Below are 18078 nucleotides of genomic sequence, written 5' to 3' on the forward strand. Positions count from 1 at the left end.
AATATGGTGAGGTTGCCGGCTCCCGGCACGAACGGGATGCCGAGATAGGGCGCATAGACGGCGTTGCCGACCAGATAGGCGATGACGAGAAACGCCAGACTGGCGATGATCACCGGCATCGTCGCCAGCCCGTCGAGCCCGTCGGTCAGGTTCACCGCATTGCCGAAGGCGACGATCACAAAGGCGGCGAAGGCGATGTAGAACGGCCCGAGCCAAACGACCGGCCCGTTGTAGAAGGGGATGTAGAGCTCCTGCGGCGAGCCGACGAGGAGGATCGTGCAGCCGAGGCCGGCAACGACGAACTCGGCCAGCAGCCGCATCCGGCCGGAAATGCCGGCATGATGCTTCTTCCTGACCTTGTCGTAATCGTCGATGAAGCCGATCACGCCGAAGCCGACCGTGACCAGCAGGCAGGCCCAGAGGATGCGGTTCTGGAGGTCCATCCAGAGCAGCATCGAGACGGTCAAGGAGGTCAGGATCATCAGCCCGCCCATCGTCGGCGTGCCGCGCTTGGCAAGATGGCTGGCCGGCCCATCGTCGCGGATCGGCTGACCCTTGCCCTGGCGGACGCGCAGCCAGCCGATGAACTTCGGCCCGATGATGAGGCCGATCAGCAGCGCCGTCGCAGTCGCCGCGCCGGCACGGAAGCTCAAATAGCGAATGAGGTTCAGGACGCCGGGGAAGCCGAGCTGTTCCGCGATCCAGAGAAGCATCAGTTTGTCCCGCCCGTCAGCGCCTCGACGAGGGCGGACAGGCCAATCGAGTTCGAACCCTTGACGAGGACGGCGTCCCCCGTTCCGATCGCCGCGCGGGCGACGGGAATAGCGGCTGCCGCGTCGGGCACATGCGTCATTTCCACGGTCCCGCCAAGGACTTTCGCGAGGGCTTCCATCTCGTCGCCGACAAGGATCGCGCGGTCCACTTTCGCCGTCTCTATCGGCCCGGCGAGCGCGGCGTGGAAGGTCGCGCTTTCCCCGCCCAGCTCCCGCATCGTGCCGAGCACCGCGATCCTGCGCCCTGTCACAGGCGTATCGCCGAGCACCTTGAGCGTCGCCGCCATCGAGGCCGGATTGGCGTTGTAGCTTTCGTCGATCAGCAGCGCCTCGCCGCCTTGCACCGCGATCGTCGTCCGGGCGCCGCGACCCTTCAGGCCAGCCATGTCGGCGAGCGCGAGCCCGGCCTGCGCGAGGTCGCCGCCCACGGCCTGCACCGCCGCCAGCACGGCGAGCGAATTCGCCACCCAATGCGCGCCGGGCTGGCTGATCGTGTAGCTGAGCTGGGCCCCAGGCAGCGTCGCCGTGACCTGGCTGCCGCCTCTCGGCGCGCCCGTCACATAGTTCGCGCGCACGTCCGCGCCCTCGCCGAGGCCGAAGGTCACGATCGTCGCCGCATAAGGCCGCGCCGCGCCGATCAGCCGGTCGCGGTGCGGGCTGTCGAACGGGACGATCGCGGTCCCACCCGGCTCCAGACCCTGAAAGATTTCGCCCTTGGCATCGGCGATCGCTTCGTCGCTGGCGAAATATTCGCGGTGCGCGGAGGCGATCGTGGTGACGATGGCGACATGCGGCCGCGCGAGCCGGGTCAGCGCCGCCAGCTCGCCGGCGCGATTCATCCCCATCTCGAATATGCCGAACTTCGTGTCGCGGGGCATCCGGGCGAGCGAGAGCGGCACGCCGGTATGATTGTTGTAGCTCTTCACCGAACGGTGCGTCCGGCCCGGCGCCGAGCGGTCGAGCGCCGCGAACAGCGCCTCCTTGGTCCCCGTCTTCCCCGCCGATCCGGTGACGCCGATCACCCTCGCCTGCGTCCGCGCCCGCGACGTCCGGCCGAGCGCGTTGAGCGCATCGAACGTGTCCGCGACCTGGACGTGCGGTTGGTCGATCGGCTGGCTCACGAGCGCGCCTGCCGCCCCGGCGGCGAACGCCTGGTCGATGAAGCGATGCCCGTCCGTCGCCTCGCCCTTCATCGCGATGAACAGGTCGCCCGGCCCGATCTCCCGCGAATCGAACGCGACGCCGCTGACTTCAAAGCCGGCACCCGCAGCGCCTCCAACCGCAGTCGCGATCTCTTCGGATGTCCAGAGGCTCACCGCGCCTCCTCCCGCGCCACCGTCACGTCGTCGAACGGCAGCACTTTGTCGCCGACGATCTGGCCCTGCTCATGCCCCTTGCCGGCAAGCAGGATGATGTCGTCCGGCCCGGCCACCGCGAGCGCCGCTCTGATCGCCTCGCGCCGCCCGCCGACCTCGCGCGCATCCGGAGCGCCGGCCAGGATTGCGGCGCGGATCGCGGCCGGATCCTCGCTGCGCGGATTGTCGTCGGTGACGATGACGAGATCGGCCAGCTTCGCCGCGACCCTCCCCATCTCGACCCTTTTGCCCCGGTCGCGGTCGCCGCCGGCGCCGAACACGGCGATCAGCCTCCCCCTGGTGTGCGGCCTGAGCGCCTCGATCGCCGACACGATCGCGTCCGGCGTATGGGCGTAGTCGACATAGACCGGCGCCCCGGCCTTCGAGATCACCGCGCGCTCCAGCCTCCCGCGCACCGGATGGACGCGCGCCAGATTGGCGAGCGTGTCGTCCAGGTCGCCGCCGGTCGCCAGCACCAGCCCGGCGGCAGTGAGCACATTTGCCGCCTGATAGGCGCCGATCAGCGCCAGCGTCACAACCCGCGTCTTGCCGCCCGCCTCGATCGTCAGCTTCTGGCCGAGCGCGGTCGTCTCGCGCTTCACCAGCTTCAGCGTCTCGCCCGCCTGGCCGACCGTGATCGTCTTCAAACCACGCGCTGTGCAGCGCTCCAGCACCTCGGCCGACCTGGGATCGTCCATCCAGATCACGGCGGTGCCACCGTCGCCCAGCACCTCGTCGAACAGGCGCATCTTGGCGGCGAAATACTCGTCCATCGAGGAATGGTAATCGAGATGGTCGCGGCTGAAATTGGTGAAGGCCGCGGCCCGCACCGGCAGCCCTTCGGTCCGGTATTGCGACAGGCCGTGGCTCGAGGCCTCGAAGGCGGCATGGGTGATCCCCATCCGCTCGAGCCCCGCCATGTTGGAGAGGAAGGTGACGATGTCTGGGGTCGTGAGGCCGGTGGTCACCTGCTCGTCGCTCGTGGTGACGCCTAACGTGCCGATGCTCGCGGAAGGGTGCCCCGCCATCCGCCAGAGCTGGCGCGTCAGCTCGACGGTCGAGGTCTTGCCGTTGGTACCGGTGACCGCCGCCAGCGTCTCGGGAAACGGCGCGAAAAATCTCGCGGCCAGTCGGGCGAACTCGCGTCGGGGCTCGTCGGCGGCGATATGGAGCGCGCCGTCGACGCTCGCCTCCGGCCGTGCGACGACCGCCACCGCGCCTGCCTTCACGGCGTCGGCGATAAAGTCCTCGCCGTTGAAGCGGGCGCCGCTGAACGCTCCGAACACCGTCCCGGGCGCGATCTTGCGATGATCGATGGCGAAGCCGGTGACGCGCTGCTGTGCGTCGCCGCCGGTCAACGCCCCGAGGCGCATCAGTCCCCCGCGCTGACCAGCAGCGGTCTGAGCGCCGACGTGTCGATGTCGCGATTGGGATCCGGGATGACGCCGAGCAGCGGCCCGACGCGCGAGATCACCCGGCTGACGACCGGCGCCGCGGTCCAGGCGGCGGTGGTCTGGCCATGATTGGCTTCGCTGGGGCGGGGCGCGTCCATCATCACCAGCACCACATAGCGCGGTGCGTCCATCGGGAAAGCCGCCGCGAAGGTCGAGACGTTGACCCGCCGGTTATAGCCGCCCGCCGACGAGACCTTTTCGGCCGTCCCCGTCTTGCCGCCGACCCGGAAACCTTCCGCATTGGCGTTCCGGCCGGTCCCGTTGGTGACGATCATCCTGAGGAGCTGGCGCATCCGCTCGCTGGTCGATTCGCTGAACACGCGGCGGCCCTGCGGCGCCTGGCCTGACGCGACCCTCAACAGCGTCGCCGGCCGCCAGATGCCGCCATTGACCAGAGCGGCATAGGCGCTGGCGAGATGGAGCGGCGTCACCGCGATGCCATGGCCGTAGCCGGTGGTCAGAGTCGTCGCCCGGCCCCACTCGCCCGGCCACAGCGGCCGGGCCCGCTCCGCCAGCTCGATATGGGCCGGCTCGTGGAAACCGAGCGACCGGAACAGCAGCTGCATCCGCTCCATCCCCATCTCGTCGGCGATCCGCGCGGTGGCGATGTTCGAGGAGTGGACGAGGATCTCGGGCACGGTGATCGCCCGGCCCATCGGATGATCGTCGCTGATCCGGAACCGGCCGACCGCCACCGGCGACGAGGCGTCCCAGTGCTGCGCCATCGAGGTGATCACGCCGGCGTCGATCGCCGCCGCGATGGTGATCGGCTTGAAGGTCGAGCCCAGCTCGTAGACGCCCATCGTCGCCCGGTTGTAGAGCGCATTGGGATCGGCGCGACCGACGGTGTTGGGATTGAAGGTCGGCGCCGAGGCCATCGCGACGACCTCGCCGGTGGCGACGTCGAGGACGATGCCGGTGCCGCCCTCGGCGCTCATCGAGGTGACGGCGGCGGCGAGCTCCGCCTCCATCGTCGCCTGGACGCGGCTGTCGATTGCCAGCGCGACCGGCTGGCCGCGGGTCGCGGGGGCGGTCAGCCGCTCCTCCAGCACCCGCTCCATGCCGGCGACGCCGCGCCCGTCCATATTGGTCCAGCCCAGGATGTGGCCGGCCATCGCGGTCTGCGGATAGAGACGCTCCGGCTCGCGGTTGAAGATGATGCCGGGTTCGCCGAGCGCGTTCACCGCCGCCACCATTTCCGGCAGGGCGCGGCGCGCGAGATAGACATAATTGCTGTCGGAGGCGAGCATGCGGAGATAATCTGCGGTGCTGCGCTGTGGCAACAGGCGGTGCAGCCTCTCGGCGAGCGCCGCCCGGTCGCCGATCACGTTGCGCGGCTGGAGGCCGATCGACCAGGCCTCGATCGTCCGGGCGAGCGGGATGCCGTTGCGGTCGGTGATGTCGGCGCGCGGCGGAATCAGCGGGTTGGTGAGCTCGCCGGCGCCGGAGCGGTCGGTGAACAGCTGCAAATAAGTGAGCCGCAGGACGACGACCATGGTGACGCCGGCGAAGAGAAGCATCAGCAGCATGAGCCGCTGATAGGTCAGGGTGAGCCCCAGCCCTTCGTCGCCGCGCGGCGCGCGCCGGTCGAGGTCGGCGGCGAGTGTCGCCATCAGTCGCGCTCGGCCCGCGCCTGCCGTCCAATCGCCCGCATCGCCTCGGCGCTGACCAGCGGCCGAGTCCGCTCGGTGCGCGGCGCGGCTGCCGGGCGTCGTTGCGGCGGCGGCGCGGCCTGACGCGCTTCGGTGGCGAGACTCGCGCGGCGCACCAGCGGCGTCGCCGGTTCGGTTCGGCGCGGCGTCACGGCGGGGCGATCCTCGGCCTGCGCTGTGCGGCGTAGGTCGGGAACGACCGCCTCGCGCTCGGTCGGGGCGGGCCGCTCAAGCGAGGCCTGACGCGGCGCAAGCTCGACCGGGTTCGGCGCGCGCGGCGCTTCGGCGGCGGCGACCTGCACCGGCGCCGCGGGCGTGAACTCCTGCACCCGGGTGTCGAAGCGGGCGAGATTGACGTCGCGGGCGACGAACTGGTTCGCGACGGGCGCGGCGAGCGCCAGCACCTCGGCGTTCCACTGCTCGAGCTGCTGGAGGCGGCCGCGCGTGCCCAGCTCGGTCTGGAGTGTGCGGATGTCCTGCCGGGCGGCGAGGATGCGCGTCTCGATATTGGCCAGCTCAGCTCGCTCGGCCGCGACCTTGAGCGAGAGCATGTAGCAGCCGAGCGCGGGGACGGCGACGGCGGCGACCCAGGCGACGGGCTTGAAACCCCTGGCGATCATCGGCTCGATCCTTTCTCGGTCCAGGCGGGGGCGGCGGTACGGCGAGCGGCGCGCAAGGTGGCGGAGCGCGCGCGGGGATTGGCGCTGACCTCCGCCTCATCGGCGCGGACGGGGCGCGCGACCGCCTCGAAGGTCGGGGGGGGACCTTCCTTCGAGGCGGCCGGCTGGTGGCGCGACGCGGCCGGGAGGGTGCCGCTGCGCGCCTTGAGAAACTGCTTCACGATCCGGTCTTCGAGGCTGTGAAAGGTGACCACGGCCAGGCGGCCGCCGGGCGACAACACTTGCTCGGCGGCCGCTAGCCCGCCCTCGAGCTCGGCCAATTCCTCGTTCACGTGGATGCGGAGCGCCTGGAAGGTGCGGGTCGCCGGGTCCTTCTTCATTCCCGGATGATGGCCCAGCGCCCTGCGAACAACGCCCGCGAGCTGCCCGGTCGTCTCGATCGGCCGCGCCGCGATTATCGCCCGCGCGACCTTGCGCGACTGGCGCTCCTCGCCATAGCGGAACAGCACATCGGCGATCTCCGCCTCGTCCGCCCCATTGACGAAATCGGCCGCGCTGCGCCCGCCGCGCTCCATGCGCATGTCGAGCGGCCCGTCGGCCTGGAAGGAGAAGCCGCGCTCGGCGCGGTCGAGCTGCATCGACGAAACGCCGATATCGAGCGCCACCCCATCGACGCTCTCGACACCGCGCGCGGCAAGCGCGGGCCGCATTTGCGAGAATCGCTCGGGAACCAGCTCCAGCTGTCCGTCGCTTTGTGCGGCCAGCGGCTCGCCCTCGCGGATCGCGTCGGGATCGCGATCGAAGGCGATCACCCGGGCGTCCTTGGCGAGCAAGGCCCGCGCATAGCCGCCGGCGCCGAACGTGCCGTCGACATGGGTCTCGCCGGGCGCCGGGGCGAGCGCCGCGATGACTGCGTCGAGCAACACGGGGATGTGGGGCGCGACGGCTTCGGTCATACCGAAATCCCCCGTTCCCTGAGCCGGTAGGCGGCGATCTTCTTCAGCCGCTCGCCGCCATGTTCGAGGGCCGTGTGGGGATTCCAGAGCGTCACATAGCGATGGCGGCCGACGAACAGGGCAAGCTCGCTCAGGCCGATCTCGTCGCGCAGCATCTGCGGCAGGCTCATCCTGCCACTGGGGTCGTAGGAAATGTCTTCTGTCATGCCGAAGACGGTGTCCTCGCGATCGTCGAGGTCACCGTCGGAACGATCGCCGTCGATCTGGTCGAGCAGGAAGCGATGGTAGGCGGCCCCGTGCACGGTGAGGCAGGGCAGGCTTTCGTGGACGCCGATCCAGAGCTGGCGCGCGCCGGAGACGCGGTCGATCTGGGCGCGGATGAAGGCGGGCACGGAGAGCCGCCCCTTCGCGTCGACCGCGGTCAGTGCATTGCCAAGGAAGACTTCCGAGTCCACGCCCGCGTCGCCCCCAAATCCTCTCCGCAAGGCTATCCCGTCCGCGGAAGCGCATGCCGCCGCGCGCCCGCGTTGCCGTCAGGCGATGAACAGGAATGCCCCGTGCTCGACCGAGGTGGATAACAAAGGCGGGCCCGGATGGGAAGGGGATTTCATGCCGTAGTGCGGGATTTTATGCCACTAGAGAGATTTCTGACCCTGTTTTCTTGGTTTGTTCTTGCTCTTTCTACGCCCGGTCATGCCCAACCAAATTGTGGATAAGTAAGTGAGCTTCCGAGTCACCGCGCGGCCGGCGGCGGCGCGGGCGAGGTGACCGAGTTGGCGTCCGCCTTGCCGGGCGCCACGCCCAGCTCCGCGAGCGGCTCGCTCGGAAGAACCGGCGCGGCCGCCGACGGGATGCTCGGCAAGCCGCTCTGGCGGTCGATCGAATTCGGTGTGATCTCCGCCTCGCCGGCTGGCGCGCTGGTCAGAGCGGCGGCGAGCAGCACGGCGACGAACACGAACGCAAGGCCGGTCAGCCCGATCCGCACTCTTTGCATTATCGCCACGATCCAAAGTTGTTCCAGCGCCGGATATAGGGACAAGGGAGCGCTTTGTCGAACCCCTGCCCCGCTTCGTCGAACCGCCATGGCGGCGTGCAATTGCGAACCAGTCACAATTGAAAGCTTGACGGGTCGCGTCGCGTTAACGAAGGGCAAGACATGAACAAGACATTCCTCCTCGCCGCCACCGCCGCGGCCTCCATCGCCCTGGCCGCGTGCAACAACGAGCCCGAGGTTATCGGTACCAACAGATACGATCCGCAGGCCGAGGCGCTGAAGAACGCCGCGCCGGTCGCGCCGCCGCCGATGGTCTCCGCCAGCAAAACCTATCGCTGCAGCGACAACAGCCTGTTCTACGTCGATTTCTACAGCGACAATACGGCGACGATCCGCACCGAGCAGACCGGCTCGCCGACTTCGCTGACCTCGACCAACGGGGCGCCGCCCTTCATCGCGCCGGGCTATTCGGTCAGCGGCAACGGCAACAATGTCCGTATCACCGCGCCGGGCCACAACAACGTCGCCTGCCACATCTGATTGTTCCGATCGCCACGAGGGCCGGTCCGGCGATCCGGGCCGGCCTTTTTCATGCCGCTAGGCGGCGCGGCGCGTCACCGCTACGGGACCGCATATGGCCGAATCCCCGATCACGCCCGAAATCGTCGCCGAGCACGGCCTCTCCCCCGAGGAATATGAGCGCGTCCTCCACGCGCTCGGCCGCGCGCCCAACCTCACCGAGCTTGGCATCTTCTCGGTGATGTGGTCGGAGCATTGCTCCTACAAATCCTCGCGCATCCACCTGAAGAAGCTGCCGACCGAGGCGCCCTGGGTGATCTGCGGCCCCGGCGAGAATGCCGGCGTGATCGACATTGGCGACGGCCAGGCCGCCATCTTCAAGATGGAGAGCCACAACCACCCCTCTTATATCGAGCCTTATCAGGGCGCCGCGACCGGCGTCGGCGGCATCCTGCGCGACGTCTTCACCATGGGGGCGCGGCCGGTGGCGAACCTCAATGCGCTCCGCTTCGGCCGGCCGGACCATCCGAAGATGCGTCACCTGATCGCCGGCGTCGTCGCCGGGATCGGCGGCTACGGCAATTGCGTCGGCGTCCCGACCGTCGGCGGCGAGGTCAATTTCCACCCCGCTTATGACGGCAACATCCTGGTCAACGCGATGACCGTCGGCGTCGCCGAGACCGACAGAATCTTCTATTCGGCCGCCTCGGGCGTCGGCAATCCGATCGTCTATGTCGGCTCGAAGACCGGCCGCGACGGCATCCACGGCGCGACCATGGCGAGCGCCGATTTCGGCGAGGACAGCGAGGAGAAGCGCCCCACCGTCCAGGTCGGCGACCCCTTCACCGAGAAATTGCTGATCGAGGCTTGCCTCGAGCTGATGGCCTCGGACGCGATCGTCGCCATCCAGGACATGGGCGCGGCCGGCCTCACCTCCTCCAGCGTCGAAATGGCCAGCAAGGGCGGGGTTGGGATCGAGCTCGACATGAACGCCGTCCCCTGCCGCGAGGAGGGGATGACGCCCTATGAAATGATGCTGTCGGAATCGCAGGAGCGGATGCTCATGGTCCTGAAGCCAGGCCGCGAGGCCGAGGCCGAGGCGATCTTCCGCAAATGGGAGCTGGATTTCGCGGTGATCGGCCGCGTCACCGACACCGGCCATATGATGCTCAGGTTCAACGGCGAGACGGTCTGCGACATCCCGCTCGCCCCGCTCGCCGACGAGGCGCCGCTTTACGACCGCCCCTATGTCTCGCCGGAAGAGTATAAGGCCTGGGCCGGCGTGAAGCCGCTCGGCGATGTGCCCGAATGCACCGACATCGCCGCCGATCTCCTGAAGCTGATGGCGTCGCCCGACATCGCCAGCCGGCGCTGGATCTGGGAGCAATATGACAGCCAGGTCGGCGCCGACACGGTCCAGAAATCGGGCGGCGATGCGGCCGTGGTCCGCGTCCACGGTACCGGCAAGGCGCTGGCGATGACCACCGATTGCACGCCGCGTTATTGCTATGCGGACCCGCGTGAGGGCGGCAAGCAGGCGATCGCCGAAGCCTGGCGCAACCTCTCGGCGGTCGGCGCCACCCCGCTCGCCGTCACCAACTGCCTCAACTTCGCCAATCCGCAGCGCCCCGAAATCATGGCCCAGATCACTGGCTGCCTCGAAGGCATGAGCGAGGCCTGCCGCGCGCTCGACTTCCCGATCGTGAGCGGCAACGTCAGCCTCTACAACGGGAGCAAGGCCCCAAAGGACTCAGACGGCGGCGGCGGCAGCGCCATCCTGCCCACCCCCGCGGTTGGCGGCGTCGGCCTGCTCAAGGACTGGGAGAAAAGTGTCGGCATCGGCTTCAAGGGGCCGGGCGACGTGATCGTCGTCATCGGCGACCGGCGCGGCGATCTCGGCCAGTCGCTCTGGCTGCGCGAGGTCCACGGCCGCGAAGGCGCCGAGGCCGGCTTGCCGCCCACGGTCGACCTGCACGAGGAGCACGCCGCCGGCGGCTTCGTCCGCGCCGCGATCGCCGGCCGCGCGATCACCGCCTGTCACGACGTTTCGGACGGCGGCCTCGCCGTCGCGCTCGCCGAGATGGCGCTCGCCGGCAATGTCGGCGCGCTGATCAACGGCCCCGCCCCCTATGGCGCTTCCGGCTGGTTCGCCGAGGATCAGGGCGTCTATGTCGCCACCGTCTGCGACAATTGCCTGCTCACCTTCCTCGCCCGCGCCCATGCCGCGGGGGTCGAGGTCGCCGCGATCGGCCGCACCGGCGGCGGCCGGCTGATCTTCGAGCTGCCGGACGGCGATCATGCCGTGACGCTCGCCGACTTGCGTGTTGCGCACGAGAGCTTTTTCCCAAAACTGATGGGCGATGGCATCGCCGCCTGAAATCCCGGGCTCGGCCAGGCTGAAGGAGTGAGTGCATTGGCCGCTTCCCTCTCCCGCCCGATCCTGGTCGCCACCCTGGTCGCCGGCACGCTCGACATCCTCGCCGCAACCATCCTGTCGCTGATCTTCGGCCGCGGTCCCGCAGCCATGCTCCGGTTCGTCGCCTCGGGCCCGTTTCCGGCCGCGAGCGAATGGGGCGCGGCCGGCGCGGCGCTCGGCCTCGCGGTGCATTTCGCGATCATGGCGGTGATGGTCGCGATCTACGTCGCCGCGGCTGGAGGGATCGCCGCGCTGCGTGAGAAGCCGCTGCTCTGGGGCACGCTCTATGGCCTCGCCACCTATGTGGTGATGAACCTCGTCGTCGTGCCGCTGCGCTTCGAGGGCGCCTTCCCGCCGAGCCCGCGCGGCACGATCACCCAGCTCTTCTGCCATATCGTCCTGGTCGGCCTGCCGATCGCCCTCATCGCCAGCCGCCATTTCCGCCGACCAGCCGGCCATTCATCCGAAACCTGATCGACGCCTGCCACATTGATTTCTCGGTTCGTTACGGCATGTTGACGGGCGGAGGACAACATGGCGAACGCCGGTTATTCGGGCACGCCGCTGGCGCGGAAGCTCAGCCTCAAGGACGGTCTGCGCGTCTGGTGGGAGGACATGCCCCCCGCCATCCGGGCTGAGATCGAATCCCACGGCTACCAGTTCCAGCGCCTGATCTGGCACGAGCCGCCGCTCGACGCGGCTCATGTCTTCGTCACCAGCCGCGCCGATCTGGAGTCCGCGATCGCCCGCCTGCGCCCGCTGCTCGCGCCCGACGGCTTCCTCTGGATCTCCTGGCCGAAAAAGGCGTCGCGCGTGCCGACCGACATCACCGAAGACGTGATCCGCGAGGTCGCGCTTCCCACCGGCCTGGTCGACATCAAGGTCTGCGCCATCGACGAAACCTGGTCCGGCCTCAAGCTGGTGATCCGCAGGGAATTGCGCGAAGGCTGAAATCGCTATTGCGAACCAGTCGCATTATCGGTTATATCAATCGCCATGATCGTTTGCGTCTGTAACGCGATTCGCGAGACCCAGGTCCGCCAGGCGGCGCGCGACGGCGCCTCATGCCCGACCACGGCCTATCGCTGCTACGGCGCCAAGCCGCGCTGCGGCCAGTGCTTCTCCTTCGCCCGGGATATCATCGCCGCGGAGCGCTCCGCCGCCTGATAGGGGTCCGTCTTCAATACCGGCAACGGCCGTGACGGAGTGGATTTTGGGTCAGGGCAAGGAGCGAGGAGCGGAGCGATGCTGACGCATCGTGACCGACGAGCGACGCCGCCCTGGCGCAAAAGCCGCCCGCCGCTTCGCGGTATTGAAGACGGACCCTAGCCTTCGATTGCAACGCATTCGCACTGCGACTGACTCGCAGTCTCGCGCAATTTTTCCCGGTTTTCCGCCATTTTTCGCGGTGCTTTTTGTCGTCCAGGGCGTTATAGCCCGTAGCCGAACAGGAGGCCGCGATGAAGGGCGACGATCAGGTCATCCAGCATCTCAACGAGACGCTGAAGAACGAGCTCACCGCGATCAACCAATATTGGCTGCACTACCGGATGCTCGACAATTGGGGCGTCAAGCGGCTCGCCGACTATGAGCGGCACGAATCGATCGACGAGATGAAGCATGCCGACCGGCTCGCCGAGCGCATCCTGTTCCTGGAGGGGCTGCCCAATCTGCAGATGCTGGGCCGCCTGCGGGTCGGCGAGACGGTGGAGGAGATTCTCCGCGCCGATCTCGAGCTGGAGCGCGAGGCGGTGGAGCAATTGCGCGGCGCGATCGCTCATGCCGAGAGCGTCCGCGATTTCGTCAGCCGCGACCTGTTCGTCGACATCCTCGAGAATGAGGAAGATCATGTCGACACGCTCGAGCAGCAGTTCGACATGATCGAGCAGATGGGCCTGCAGAACTACATCCAGCTCCAGTCCAAGCCGGCGGAGGAATAAGACGCGCGGAAGGTTCCGCCGCCCGCCTTTTTGCCGCATCACGCGGCCATGAGCGAAGCCACTCCTTATCGTCCCGTCCCCTGGTCCGGACCTCCCGCCTGCCCGCCCGATGCGATGATCGACCGCGCCCGCGGCTTCTACGAGCGGATCGCGTCGCGGCGCACATGCCGCTTCTTCTCGGCCGACCCGGTCCCGCGCGAGGTCATCGAATATGCCATTCGCGCCGCCGGCACCGCGCCGTCGGGTGCCAATCACCAGCCCTGGCATTTCGCGGCGATCTCCTCGCCCGACCTCAAGCGCCAGTTGCGCGAGGCGGCGGAGACCGAGGAGCGCGCCTTCTACGCGGGCAAGGCGGGGGACGAATGGCTGGACGCGCTCGCGCCGCTCGGCACCGACGAGAACAAGCCCTATCTCGAGGTCGCGCCCTGGCACATCGTCGTGTTCGGCCAGCGCAAGGGCGGCCTCCATCCCGGCGATCTCAAGCAGAATTACTATGTCACCGAGTCGGTGGGCATCGCCTGCGGCTTCCTGTTGCTCGCCCTGCACGAGGCGGGCCTGGCGACCCTCACCCACACGCCGAACCCCATGGGTTTCCTGAACCGGCTGTGCGGCCGACCGACGCATGAGAAGCCGCTGATGGTGATCGTCGCCGGCTGCCCCGCGCCCGATGCGACCGTGCCGGAACACGCCCTCGTCAAAAAGCCGCTCGACCGGATTTCGAGCTGGCTTTGACCGTTGAGCCGCCGGGCTCATTCGGCTCCGTGCCGCCCGCCCACAAAAAGCGCTTTCCTACATGAGTGCCGATATGGTTCATAATGCCAAATGGAACAGAACCATATTCGCGCACGGCGCGATTCGTCCGGAACGGCGACCGATGAGCCCGTTCCTTTCCCCGATCCCGACCGTCCAATTCGTGACGGCGATGCGGACGTCGCCGGCCCTGACCGGCGCGACACGCTTGTGCGCGACGGCCGGGATCCCGAGCTTGTCTCGGCACGCCTGTCGGAGAGCTACGAGCCGCTGACCGCCGACGCGCGTGGCCGCGCCATCCGCCATGACGGCTTCACGCCGGACCGGCAGCGGCTGTTCCTCGACATCCTCGCCGCCTGTGGCGTCGTCGCCGACGCGGCCCGCGCGGCGGGAGTCTGCCGCGACACGGTCTACGCCTTTCGCAACCGGCCGGAGGCGCGCGCCTTCTTGCTCGCCTGGGACGCCGCCTTGCTGCTCGCCCGCGCGCGGATGAGCGACGAATTGATGTCGCGCGCATTGAACGGTTGCATCGACCGGCTCTACCGCGATGGCGAGCTGGTCGCCGAGCGCCACCGGCACGACAATCGCCTCGCGATGGCGGTGCTTTCCCGGCTGGACCGCCAGGCCGAGGGGCTGGGCGAGGGCGCCGCCGTCGCCCGTATTATCGGCCAGGATTGGGAGCGCTTCCTCGGCATCGTCGAGAGCGGCGGCGGCGAGGCGGCGCAATATCTCGCCGAGCGCGCGCCGGCCGCGCCGAAGCCGGAGGACCGCAGCCAGATCGAGAGCGCCGGCGCGCTGATCGAGCGGCTCGAAATCATTGCCCTGCGCGATTCGGGCCGCGCCGCCGAGATCAGGACGGACGATCTCGATCCGCAGGCGATGGACAAATGGACCGACCTGCAATGGATGCGCGCCGATCTCTCCGGCTTCCTCGACGCGCTGCCTAAGGACGCATGGCCCGATTCGGCGCACGACCCGCTTCACGACCGCAACCTCTATCGCACCTGTCGGACTCGTCGGGTTTATCTCGCCCGCCATCCCGATCGGGCCGGTCCCGACATCCCCCTCGGCGACGTCTGGTTCGACGAGGTCGAGGAGAGCTGGCGGACCGATTTCCCGCCACCGCCCGACTTCGACGGCGCGGAGGAAGGCTGCTTCGGCGATGACGATTATTCGCGGTCGCTGAGCGAGGAGGAAGAGCTGGCCGCCGAGGCGATGGCGGAGGCGGAGCGCGAGGATGCGGCCGACGAGCTCACCGCCTACACCGCCGAGGCGGAAGCCGCCCGCGATCTCTATTTCGGCTTCCTGCCGCGCCGGCCGGGCGACGCACCGTTGGCTGACGACACCGGCCGCGCTAAGGTGCCCGCGAACGCCGGCGAAGGGGAAACCGGATGACCGATAGCGCCGTACCTGCCGCCGCGACGCCCGCCCGCATCGCCCAGCTCGACGTCGTCCGCGGCGTCGCCGTGATGGGCATATTGGCGATGAACATCGTCGCCTTCGCGATGCCGTTCCAGGCCTATTTCAACCCGATGGCCTATGGGACGGAAAGCGCCGCCGACCTCGCCTCCTGGGCGTTCAACTTCGTCTTTGTCGACGGCAAGATGCGCGGTCTCTTCTCCTTCCTGTTCGGGGCCAGTACTTTGCTCGTCATCGAGAAAGCGGAGGCGGCCGGGCTGTCCGCGGCGCGCATCCATTATGCGCGGATGTTCTGGCTGCTCGTCTTCGGCCTGATCCATTTCTACCTGATCTGGTTCGGCGATATCCTCTCGCATTACGCCCTGATCGGGCTGCTGCTTTTCTTCTTCCGCCGGTTGGCGGTCCGCGCGCTCCTCATCTGGGGTGCGATGCTTGTGCTGGCGCAATGCCTGATGATGGCCGGATTCGCCTTCGGCGCCTTCACTTTGTCGGCCGCCGCGGCGGCGTCCAATCCCGATCCGGAAGCGGTGCGGCAATGGCCCGAGATGAGCGGGATGTTCGGCGCGCCGGGCCCGGCGGCAATCAGCGAGAAGCTCGCCCATTTCCTCGGTCCCTGGTCGGAGCAGGTCCATGACCGGCTGGTCGAGCGCGGCGCCGAGCCGTTCACCAGCACCTTGTTCTTCGGCTGGGAAACGCTGGCCTATATGTTGTTCGGCATGGCGGCGCTGAAGAGCGGCTTCTTCCGCGGGCAATGGGCGCCGGCGCGTTACTGGCGGGTTGCGGCGATCGGGCTCGGAATCGCGATCCCGGCCTATGTCCTGATCGCCTGGCTGCTGTGGAGCCGCGGGTTCGCGGCCCAGAATGTGATCGCGGCGTTCAGCGCCCAGACCCCCTTCCGTCCTTTCATCGTCATCGCCTATGCCGCCCTGATCGTCCTCGCCGCCCGCAACGGCGGCTGGCTGGCCGAGCGGATCGCGGCGGCGGGCCGCGCCGCCTTCACCAACTATCTCGGCACGTCGATCCTGATGACGACCCTGTTCTACGGCTACGGCTTCGGCCTGTTCGGCGAACTGAGCCGGATCGAGCTCTGGCTGCCGGTGCTCGGTGTTTGGGTATTGATGCTGCTCTGGTCGAAGCCCTGGCTCGAACGGTTCCACTACGGCCCGCTGGAATGGCTGTGGCGCAGCCTCTCGCGCCTCGAGCTCCAGCCGATGCGCCGCCGGGAGCCGGCGACCGCTTCAGGCTAGAGCCGTCCGAAGCCCTGGTTGCTGGCCGCGCGCGAGGCGCCCGGGTGGCGCTGGGCGAGCGGGTTGGTCGCCTCCTCCAGCGCGTCGATCGTTTGCCGGTAGAGGGGCCGCAATTGCGCGACCTGGGGCAGCAGATGATCGGGAAACAGCTTGGTCTCGAGCGCGTGCCGGCCGCCATCCTCGATCTCTTCGGCGAGGTTGGCGAGCGCCTCGGCGCCGAACTGCCGCGCTTCCGCCTTGACCTTGTGCGCCGGCAGGACGAGCGCGGCGGCGTCGCGATTCTGCATCGCCAGCGCGATCGCCTCGACCGCCTTCTCTGCATCTTCGCGGAAATAACCGAGGATCCTGACGAAATTCGCGCCGAGCTCGGCCCTGAGGCGCGAGAATTCACCCCAATCGACCACGCCGTCGGCCGCTTCGTCCACTGTCCGGTCCTTCCCTGTCCGCTCGCTAGTCTACGCGCTCGAAAGTAAAGGGCGGGTTGACGCCGCCCTCCCAACTTGCCGTAATGTTTCGCGAAACTTGGTTAACCCGCCGTCAGCGATCGAAGGGATTGCGCGCCGCGCGGACCTGCAGGCGCACCGGCACCGAGCCGAAGTCCAGTTCGCGCCTGATCCCGTTGATGAGATAGCGCAGATAGGAATCCGGCAACTGGTCCACCCGGGTGCCGAAAAGGACGAAGCTCGGCGGCCGGGCGGCGACCTGGGTGATGTAGCGAAGCTTGATCCGCTTGCCGCCAGGCGCGGGCGGCGGGTTCTTCTCCACCGCCGTCTCGAACCAGCGGTTGAGCTGGCCGGTCGACACCCGTCGCGACCAGGCGTCGCGCAGCTCGAACGCCGCGCCGATCAGGGTGTCCAGCCCCTTGCCGGTCTTGCCCGAGACGGTGAGCACCGGCAGCCCGCGGACCTGGCTCAGCCCTTCCTCGAGCGCCGCCTTGATGCCGTTGAACAGGCTGGAGGCATGCTCCGCCACGTCCCATTTGTTGACCGCGACGATCAGCGCCCGGCCTTCCTGCAGCACCGCGTCGGCGATCCTCAGGTCCTGCGCCTCCAGCCCGCGCGCCCCGTCGAGCAGCAGCACGACAACCTCGGCGAAATCGACCGCCCGGCGGGCGTCGGCGACCGAAAGCTTTTCCAATTTGTCGTCGACCTTCGCCTTCTTGCGCATCCCCGCCGTGTCGATCAGCCGCACCGGGCGTCTGGTCCCATCCTTGGCCCGCCAGCTCCAGTCGATCGCGATCGAATCGCGGGTGATCCCCGCCTCCGGCCCGGTGATCAGCCGATCCTCGCCGAGCATCCGGTTGATCAAAGTCGACTTGCCCGCATTGGGCCGGCCGACGATCGCCAGCTTGAGCGGCCCTTCGCCCTCCTCCGCCGCATCTTCATCCTCCGCCTCGTCGCGTTCAACATGCGGCCGCAGGTGCTCGAACAGATCGATCACGCCCTCGCCGTGCTCGGCGCTGATCGGGATCGCCTCGCCGAGGCCGAGCGCATAGGCCTCCAGCACGCCCGCTTCGCCCGCCCGGCCTTCGGCCTTGTTGGCGGCGAGGATGACCGGCGTCGCCTCCGAGCGCAGCCAGCGCGCGATCTCCTCGTCGAGCGGCGTCACCCCGGCGCGCGCGTCGATCAGGAACAGGGCGGCGTCCGCGCTCCTGACCGCGGCGGTCGTCTGCGCCCGCATCCGTCCGGGCAAGGTCGCCGGGTCCTCGTCCTCATAGCCGGCGGTGTCGATCACCCGGAATTCGAGCCCGAGCAGGCTCGCGTCGCCCTCGCGCCGGTCGCGCGTCACGCCCGGCCGGTCGTCGACCAGCGCCAGCTTGCGGCCGACGAGCCGGTTGAACAAAGTCGATTTGCCGACATTCGGCCGGCCGACGATCGCGACGATTGGGAGCGGCCTTGCCATTGCGGCGGGTTGGCCGCTGGCGCGGCGCGGGTCAATCATATCGGCGCCGGAAGTTGACGAACCTGACGCTACGTGAGGGGG

General features: G+C 68.4%; 19 protein-coding genes. 9 read left to right on the forward strand and 10 right to left on the reverse strand.

Annotated elements, in window-relative coordinates; genetic code table 11:
• The 8 genes from mraY to ACT4N3_RS04810 form a co-directional block, all read right to left on the reverse strand.
• Window positions 1-713 (reverse strand): phospho-N-acetylmuramoyl-pentapeptide-transferase (mraY, locus tag ACT4N3_RS04775; RefSeq protein ID WP_444854065.1); only part of this gene is annotated, 713 nt, incomplete at its 3' end.
• Window positions 713-2089, reverse strand: a complete 1377-nt coding sequence (locus ACT4N3_RS04780; protein ID WP_444854066.1) for a UDP-N-acetylmuramoyl-tripeptide--D-alanyl-D-alanine ligase — start codon at window positions 2087-2089, stop codon at window positions 713-715. The genes ACT4N3_RS04780 and mraY, both read right to left, overlap by 1 nt.
• The gene (locus tag ACT4N3_RS04785) at window positions 2086-3501 is read right to left on the reverse strand and encodes a UDP-N-acetylmuramoyl-L-alanyl-D-glutamate--2,6-diaminopimelate ligase (RefSeq protein ID WP_444854067.1); all 1416 of its coding nucleotides are present in this window, start codon (window positions 3499-3501) and stop codon (window positions 2086-2088) included. Before ACT4N3_RS04785 ends, ACT4N3_RS04780 begins: the two co-directional genes overlap by 4 nt.
• A complete protein-coding gene (locus ACT4N3_RS04790) occupies window positions 3501-5195 on the reverse strand; it encodes a peptidoglycan D,D-transpeptidase FtsI family protein (RefSeq protein WP_444854068.1) in 1695 nt (564 codons plus the stop codon). The genes ACT4N3_RS04785 and ACT4N3_RS04790 overlap by 1 nt, the downstream gene beginning before the upstream one ends.
• Window positions 5195-5854: a hypothetical protein gene (locus ACT4N3_RS04795; protein WP_444854069.1), complete on the reverse strand. Its 660-nt coding sequence runs from the start codon at window positions 5852-5854 to the stop codon at window positions 5195-5197. Before ACT4N3_RS04795 ends, ACT4N3_RS04790 begins: the two co-directional genes overlap by 1 nt.
• Window positions 5851-6810, reverse strand: a complete 960-nt coding sequence (rsmH, locus tag ACT4N3_RS04800; protein ID WP_444854070.1) for a 16S rRNA (cytosine(1402)-N(4))-methyltransferase RsmH — start codon at window positions 6808-6810, stop codon at window positions 5851-5853. The genes ACT4N3_RS04795 and rsmH overlap by 4 nt, the downstream gene beginning before the upstream one ends.
• On the reverse strand, window positions 6807-7265 hold the full coding sequence (locus ACT4N3_RS04805) for a division/cell wall cluster transcriptional repressor MraZ (RefSeq protein ID WP_444854071.1): 459 nt from the start codon (window positions 7263-7265) through the stop codon (window positions 6807-6809). Before ACT4N3_RS04805 ends, rsmH begins: the two co-directional genes overlap by 4 nt.
• 278 nt (window positions 7266-7543) lie before the next feature.
• On the reverse strand, window positions 7544-7804 hold the full coding sequence (locus ACT4N3_RS04810; RefSeq protein ID WP_444854072.1) for a hypothetical protein: 261 nt from the start codon (window positions 7802-7804) through the stop codon (window positions 7544-7546).
• A 162-nt stretch (window positions 7805-7966) separates the two neighbouring features.
• Here ACT4N3_RS04810 and ACT4N3_RS04815 point away from each other — a divergent pair, with 162 nt between their 5' ends.
• From ACT4N3_RS04815 to ACT4N3_RS04855, 9 genes are all read left to right on the forward strand, one after another.
• Window positions 7967-8344, forward strand: coding sequence for a hypothetical protein (locus tag ACT4N3_RS04815; RefSeq protein WP_444854073.1), 378 nt, complete (start codon window positions 7967-7969; stop codon window positions 8342-8344).
• A 94-nt stretch (window positions 8345-8438) separates the two neighbouring features.
• A complete protein-coding gene (gene purL, locus ACT4N3_RS04820; protein WP_444854074.1) occupies window positions 8439-10700 on the forward strand; it encodes a phosphoribosylformylglycinamidine synthase subunit PurL in 2262 nt (753 codons plus the stop codon).
• A gap of 36 nt (window positions 10701-10736) precedes the next feature.
• Window positions 10737-11213: a hypothetical protein gene (locus tag ACT4N3_RS04825; RefSeq protein WP_444854075.1), complete on the forward strand. Its 477-nt coding sequence runs from the start codon at window positions 10737-10739 to the stop codon at window positions 11211-11213.
• Between the two features lie 60 nt (window positions 11214-11273).
• Window positions 11274-11690, forward strand: a complete 417-nt coding sequence (locus tag ACT4N3_RS04830; protein ID WP_444854076.1) for a hypothetical protein — start codon at window positions 11274-11276, stop codon at window positions 11688-11690.
• Window positions 11691-11735: 45 nt separating this feature from the next.
• Entirely contained in the window at window positions 11736-11906 is a 171-nt protein-coding gene (locus ACT4N3_RS04835) for a (2Fe-2S)-binding protein (protein WP_444854077.1), read from the forward strand.
• A gap of 293 nt (window positions 11907-12199) precedes the next feature.
• On the forward strand, window positions 12200-12679 hold the full coding sequence (bfr, locus tag ACT4N3_RS04840) for a bacterioferritin (protein WP_444854078.1): 480 nt from the start codon (window positions 12200-12202) through the stop codon (window positions 12677-12679).
• Window positions 12680-12727: 48 nt separating this feature from the next.
• Window positions 12728-13411, forward strand: coding sequence for a nitroreductase family protein (locus ACT4N3_RS04845; RefSeq protein ID WP_444854079.1), 684 nt, complete (start codon window positions 12728-12730; stop codon window positions 13409-13411).
• A gap of 90 nt (window positions 13412-13501) precedes the next feature.
• A complete protein-coding gene (locus ACT4N3_RS04850) occupies window positions 13502-14824 on the forward strand; it encodes a hypothetical protein (protein ID WP_444854080.1) in 1323 nt (440 codons plus the stop codon).
• Complete coding sequence (locus ACT4N3_RS04855; RefSeq protein WP_444854081.1) at window positions 14821-16095, forward strand: DUF418 domain-containing protein; 1275 nt, start codon at window positions 14821-14823, stop codon at window positions 16093-16095. The genes ACT4N3_RS04850 and ACT4N3_RS04855 overlap by 4 nt, the downstream gene beginning before the upstream one ends.
• On the opposite strand, the gene ACT4N3_RS04860 is transcribed toward ACT4N3_RS04855, so the two are convergent.
• Window positions 16092-16520 (reverse strand): Hpt domain-containing protein, encoded by a 429-nt coding sequence (locus ACT4N3_RS04860; RefSeq protein WP_444854082.1) that lies wholly within the window; start codon window positions 16518-16520, stop codon window positions 16092-16094. The genes ACT4N3_RS04855 and ACT4N3_RS04860 overlap by 4 nt on opposite strands.
• A 112-nt stretch (window positions 16521-16632) precedes the next feature.
• Window positions 16633-17997: a ribosome biogenesis GTPase Der gene (gene der, locus ACT4N3_RS04865; RefSeq protein ID WP_444854083.1), complete on the reverse strand. Its 1365-nt coding sequence runs from the start codon at window positions 17995-17997 to the stop codon at window positions 16633-16635.
• Window positions 17998-18078 lie beyond the last annotated feature (81 nt).

Source organism: Sphingosinicella sp. (assembly GCF_052388015.1).
GTDB lineage: Bacteria > Pseudomonadota > Alphaproteobacteria > Sphingomonadales > Sphingomonadaceae > Allosphingosinicella.